This window comes from Neptunicoccus sediminis (genome assembly GCF_001719615.1).
In the GTDB taxonomy this organism is placed as follows: domain Bacteria; phylum Pseudomonadota; class Alphaproteobacteria; order Rhodobacterales; family Rhodobacteraceae; genus Amylibacter; species Amylibacter sediminis.
The window spans coordinates 1-2000 of the sequence record NZ_MDVX01000028.1 but is presented as its reverse complement, the minus strand read 5'-3'; the positions used below and the strand labels follow the sequence as shown (position 1 = coordinate 2000).

3 protein-coding genes are annotated in these 2000 nt (G+C 57.5%); 2 read left to right on the top strand and 1 reads right to left on the bottom strand.

Annotated elements, in window-relative coordinates; genetic code table 11:
• Nucleotides 1-551 (top strand): type IV secretion system protein (locus BFV97_RS17045; RefSeq protein WP_172827932.1); only part of this gene is annotated, 551 nt, incomplete at its 5' end.
• A gap of 184 nt (nt 552-735) precedes the next feature.
• Here the strand turns inward: BFV97_RS17045 and BFV97_RS17040 are convergent.
• Nucleotides 736-1194, bottom strand: a complete 459-nt coding sequence (locus tag BFV97_RS17040) for an Lrp/AsnC family transcriptional regulator (RefSeq protein WP_069301600.1) — start codon at nt 1192-1194, stop codon at nt 736-738.
• A gap of 114 nt (nt 1195-1308) precedes the next feature.
• Between BFV97_RS17040 and BFV97_RS17035 the strand changes: the two genes are divergently transcribed.
• The coding region (locus BFV97_RS17035; protein ID WP_157888363.1) for an aminotransferase class I/II-fold pyridoxal phosphate-dependent enzyme at nt 1309-2000 on the top strand (692 nt) is incomplete at its 3' end.

The following is a 2000-nucleotide window of genomic DNA, read 5'->3' as shown; positions in this document are numbered from 1 at the left end:
TCGCGCCGGTGATGATCTTCCTCACCCTCTTCGAGGTGACCAAAGATTACTTCGCACGCTGGCTGTCGGCACTGGTTTCCTTCGCACTCTACCCAATCGTCGTCGCAGGGGTGTTCGCAACGATCACTGGCGTCTCTTCCGCTCTGATCGGTAAGCTTGGCGACCCGGAAGGGGCTTCAAACATAGGCGCGCTCATCCCCTTCTTCATGATGGTCCTCATGGCCAAGGGCTTCATCATTGCCACGCCCTTCATCGTCCGCGCGATCTCCGGAAACATCATGATGCCCGCCCTCTCCGGTGGTCTCGGCGGCGGCTACAGCTTTGCCCGCGCCGCAATGGGCAGCCAGCAGGCCTACAATCGCTACCTGATCGGCGGGGCAAGTGGCGCGGAGTACGCCGCCCTCAGGGCGCGGCAGTTCTTCGGCGTGCAGCAGATGCCCGTGAGACAAGGCATGGGGCAGACGGGTTCCGCAGGAGGCACAGGATCCGCAGACTCGGGGTCAAAAATGCTGGCGCAGCTGGCGAGACTGGGTCGACTTGGACGACGGTGACGGCCCAAACCGGACCTTGCCCACCAATTCAAAATGCTGCAATGCGGTCCGCCATTGCGGCCATTCATACAGAGCGCAGAATTTTGTCGGCTCAAACGTCAGTGTGGGGACGTTTCGGATAGTCGCTGTGCCCTCATTAATGCTCAGATCTGCCCAGCAGGGGCTGACGTCAGACAAGCCTGAACTAACGTGACAAAGGGAAGACGGCGGTCCTCTTGACGGTTCCGTAGACAAAGCTCGTGTCGATGGAGGCGATGCCGCCGATGGGGTGTATCCGGTTGCGGATAAAGTTCTCATAGGCTTCCAGGTCAGGGACCAGCACCCTTAACTGATAGTCCATCGCCCCGGTCATCACGTGACATTCGAGCACTTCATCAATTAGCCGGGCCCGTTTCTCAAATTTTTGGACATCCTCTTCATTGTGCCGCTCCAGTTTAATTCGCACAAAAACAGTGATGGCCAGACCGTAGGCGGCCGGGTCAACTTCGGCGCTATATCCCTGAATGACTCCCTTGGCCTCCAGGTTTCTTACCCTGCGCAAGCACGGGGATGGCGACAGGTTCACGGCCTCGGCAAGATCCTGGTTGGTCATCCGCCCATCACGCTGGAGGGCGCGTATAATTTGTCTGTCTTTGGTGTCCATTGCGCCCCCTGATTGGCAGATTGTGCCAATTTATATGTAAGTTAGGACATAATTGGCAATTAAATTACGTCGTGGATAGCGCATAATGGCATGATATCGATTCAGGAGCCACTTATGACCCGTCCAGCTAGCTTTGCCACCCGCGCTATTCACCACGCCTATGATCCGATGCAAAACGAAGGAGCGCTAACGCCGCCTCTGCACCTGACTTCGACCTTTGCCTTTGAGACTGCCGAGGCTGGTGGCGAGATGTTCGCAGGTGAGCGGCAGGGGCATGTCTACGGCCGAGTTTCGAACCCGACCTGCGATTTGTTGGAGCGTCGCATTGCCACGTTGGAGGGGGCCGAGGCTGGCTTGGCGCTTGCCAGTGGCATGGGCGCGATTACCGCCGTACTATGGACGCTGCTCTCGCCAGGTGACGAAGTGATTGTAGATAAAACTGTATATGGCTGCACCTTTGCCTTCATGCAGCATGGGCTGGCAAAATGGGGGATCACGATCACCCATATAGACATGACCGATCCGGAAAAACTACGCGTAGCAATCTCCGACAAAACCCGTGTCGTCTATTTCGAAACCCCGGCTAACCCAAATATGCGGCTGGTGGATATCGCGGCCACGGCCGAGATTGCCCACGCAGCGGGTGCGCAGGTGGTCGTCGACAACACCTATGCCACGCCTTACCTGACACGCCCGATTGAGAGGGGCGCCGATATTGTTGTGCATTCTGCCACCAAATACCTTGGCGGTCATGGCGATGTGGTGGCCGGGCTGGTTGCAGGCAGTGCAGAGCAGGTTGCCGAAAT